The sequence below is a fragment of the Trueperaceae bacterium genome (assembly GCA_031581195.1).
Lineage (GTDB): Bacteria > Deinococcota > Deinococci > Deinococcales > Trueperaceae > SLSQ01.
This window is the reverse complement of sequence record JAVLCF010000167.1, coordinates 1-3301: the sequence shown is the minus strand read 5'-3', so window position 1 is coordinate 3301 and position 3301 is coordinate 1. Positions and strand designations below refer to the sequence as shown.

Annotated in this window: 3 protein-coding genes; all 3 read left to right on the top strand. The window is 58.9% G+C overall.

What is annotated here, in order from left to right; genetic code table 11:
• The first annotated feature begins 347 nt into the window (after positions 1 to 347).
• The 3 genes from RI554_10955 to RI554_10945 are packed head-to-tail and all read left to right on the top strand — an operon-like array spanning position 348 to position 2969.
• Positions 348 to 1247 (top strand): DNA adenine methylase, encoded by a 900-nt coding sequence (locus RI554_10955; protein ID MDR9392531.1) that lies wholly within the window; start codon positions 348 to 350, stop codon positions 1245 to 1247.
• A 26-nt stretch (positions 1248 to 1273) separates the two neighbouring features.
• Complete coding sequence (locus RI554_10950) at positions 1274 to 2113, top strand: type II restriction endonuclease (GenBank protein MDR9392530.1); 840 nt, start codon at positions 1274 to 1276, stop codon at positions 2111 to 2113.
• Between the two features lie 7 nt (positions 2114 to 2120).
• Positions 2121 to 2969 carry a site-specific DNA-methyltransferase gene (locus tag RI554_10945; GenBank protein MDR9392529.1) on the top strand — a complete coding sequence of 283 codons (849 nt, stop codon included), beginning with the start codon at positions 2121 to 2123 and terminating at the stop codon, positions 2967 to 2969.
• Positions 2970 to 3301: the final 332 nt, after the last annotated feature.

Here is a 3301-nt window from a genome sequence, read left to right as displayed (position 1 = left end):
AGCGAGACGTCGCGTTCCTCGCCGAAGCGCTCACGCAGTACCTCGAGGGTCGGGGGGCCGACACGCTCCTTTTCGCGAAGTTGATGGAGGCGGATTGAGTTTCGCCCTGGCAGTTCTATCGCCGGAATTGCGCTCGCGAACCAACCGAGTGGGGCCCGGGCAAGTGTCTCGTAGACGAAGCGCTCGCGGAAAGCTTGGAAATGCGCTTCGTGCCGTAGATGCAACGTCCGCGACCACCTGGCGACGGATCCCACGTCACCGTCGCTCGTCGAAGGAGCCAACGACCTCGCACGCCACTCTTTTCGACTCCTTGGTTTGCTCACGAACGATGGTATGTATGTCGGTGGATGTCGGAACGAACCGAGCAACGCCCCCTCTTCGAAGCGCCAGCGTCGCCCCATGAGGCGAAACCGTTCGTCAAGTGGGTCGGAGGAAAACGAAAGCTCGTCCCTCTGTTTCGACAGATGGGAGTATTCCCCCCGAGCGGCTTCGACCCGAACGGAGGCACCTACTTCGAGCCCTTCCTGGGTGGTGGCGCTGCATTCTTTGCGCTGATCCCTCCGAAGGCCAGCTTATTCGACATGAACGCTGAACTCATCAACGCCTACACCGTCGTGCGCGATGACGTCGAAGCGTTGATTCGTGAATTGACGGGTGGGTACTACGTCTACGCCAAGGATCGGTACCTCGAGATTCGATCGGCTCCAAAACACCGAACGTTGTCGAGTCTCGAAGCAGCCGCTCGATTCATCTACCTGAACCGAACTGGCTTCAACGGTCTCTATCGTGTCAACCGCAAGGGTGAATTCAACGTCCCATTTGGTCGATACGCCAATCCCCAGATATGTGACGAGGACGGACTCCGTTCTTCCAGCGCCGCCCTTCGAGGCGCCGACTTGCAACGCACGTCGTACCAAGCCGTGCTCGATCGAGCCGTCGCAGGAGACTTCGTATACTTCGATCCTCCCTACTACCCCGTGAGCGCAACGGCGTCCTTCACGTCTTACACGTCGGACGTCTTCATGGAACGCGAGCAGGAGGAGCTGCGCGACGTGTATCGGACGCTCGCACAAAGGGGATGTTACGTACTCCTTTCCAATTCCTACACGCCGTTCATCAGAGAACTCTACGAACCTCTACGCACCGAAGGAATCACCGTTCACTCGATCGAGGCTGCACGCGCCATCAACTCGAACGCATCAAAACGCGGCAAGGTGCCGGAAGCCCTCGTCGCCAACTACGAATGAGCTCTACGAATCGAACGTTCGACGGCTTGCGCAAGACGTTGCGACCGTCCATCAAGACATGGGAGTACTTCGTCGACTGGGGCAAGGTGTTCGACAACGTTCGAGAAGTCGAAATCGCCCTCAACAAGCTGAACTATCTCGTCGGGAAACCCGACCTCGGCGAAGCCCTTGAGCACGCGCTTCGGGACGATCCGAGCGTCGTTCGCGCCTTTCCCCTTCTCATCGCGGTGCGCGACCAGACCATCGACGTCTTCGACCAGAGAACGCGATCTTCACAATCTCTCGACTTTCGGCACGGCCGTCCGGAACAAGCACCTCTGTACATGGAGTTCATCAAAAAATCCGGCCTGGAACGGCTTTTTGGGCGTGATGGAGTGAAGAACCTCGTGGACTACGTCATGGGGGTCGAGGTTGGTTTGGATACCAACGGCCGGAAGAACCGCACAGGGAAAAAGATGGAGGAAATCGTCGGCGGGATCCTCCATGACCACGCCGAAGCTCGTGGCCTGCAGGTTCGATCCCAGATGAATGCGGCACGGATCGCTCACACGTGGGGGATTCACGTGGAGGTGGACAAATCCAGCCGGTCCTTCGATTTCGCCGTTTTCAATCCAGCCAACGACAACCTCACGCTGGTCGAAACGAACTTCTACAACGGCGGCGGCAGCAAGCTCAAATCGACGTGTGGTGAGTACAGAACGCTACAGCGATTCCTCGAATCACAGCGGATTACGTTCGTCTGGGTAACGGACGGGAAAGGTTGGGAAACCACGCTCCGACCGTTGCAGGAGGCGTTTTCGGAGATCCCGTTCCTATTCAACTTGCAGACGCTCATCGACGATGGGCTCGAGCAGATCCCGTGGTGAGCCCCGAATGAAGGAGTGGGACGGATTCGACGTCCTGGATCAGGGCGAGCTCGGCGCTGACGTCGCGCTCTCGTCAAGGGACGCCGTTCTTTTGCACGGTGACGGACTCCGAGTCCTCGAGGCCCTTCGCCCGAACAGCGTCGATCTCGTGTTTGCCGACCCTCCGTACAAGCTTTCGAATGGTGGGTTCTCCGTGCATTCCGGCCGTCGCGTCCCCGTGAACAAAGGTGGATGGGACGAAAGCGACGGGCTCGACGCCGACTTCGCATTTCACGAATCCTGGATGGGAGCCGTTCACGACGCGCTCAAGCCTGGGGGAACGGCCTGGGTCAGCGGTACGTACCATTCGATCTATCAGTGTGGATTTGCTGCGCAGCGAATTGGCTACCGAATCCTCAACGACGTCACGTGGCTAAAACCAAACGCTCCACCCAATCTGAGCCGACGCTTCTTCACGGCGAGCCACGAGACCCTTCTCTGGCTTCGGAAGGGCAACGATACCAAACACACCTTTCACTACGACCTCATGCGCGAGGGGGATTGGGCGTCCGATCCCCTCAAAGCACCGGGCAAGCAGATGCGTTCGGTCTGGTCGATTCCTGCACCCAAGCCCGGCGAGAAGGTCTTTGGGAAGCATCCAACGCAGAAACCGGTCGCATTGCTCGAACGCGTCGTGCTCGCCAGCTCGAATCCAGGTGATCTGATCGTGGATCCGTTCTCCGGTAGCGCGACGACCGGCATCGCAGCCGTTCGTCATCACCGTCGCTTTCTTGGTATCGAAATGGACGAAGAATTCGTCGCTCTGGCCAAGGCCCGATTGGAGTCCGAACTCGGGCGCGAGGAGGCGCACGCTTGATTTCACCGCATCTGCCTACTGCGAACCAGGGACTTCGCCAGAGAAGATTGTTACTTCCGAAGTCCTCTGAAGCGGTTGGTGACGAGTACGCCCGAATAACTTTCGTCCAATAAACTTCGCTCTTCCTGCGCGCTCCACGTTCCCACCAACACCAGCTCCAGGCTCATCGCGTCTCGGGCCCCTTGTGCGCAGCAGGCATATCTCGCGACTTCCCGCTACGCCGTTCCTAGACTCCCTAGGCACGCACCCAAGAGGCCGCCCCACCCCCCACGCGGATCCGACAGACTGCACCCCACGAGAAAGGAGGTGAAACCATTTCGGCGCCGCGGACC

Excerpts from the sequence above, each read along its gene's own strand:
- RI554_10955 (MDR9392531.1), top strand. The coding sequence starts at position 348 with ATGTCGGAACGAACCGAGCAACGCCCCCTCTTCGAAGCGCCAGCGTCG.
- RI554_10945 (MDR9392529.1), top strand. The coding sequence starts at position 2,121 with ATGAAGGAGTGGGACGGATTCGACGTCCTGGATCAGGGCGAGCTCGGC.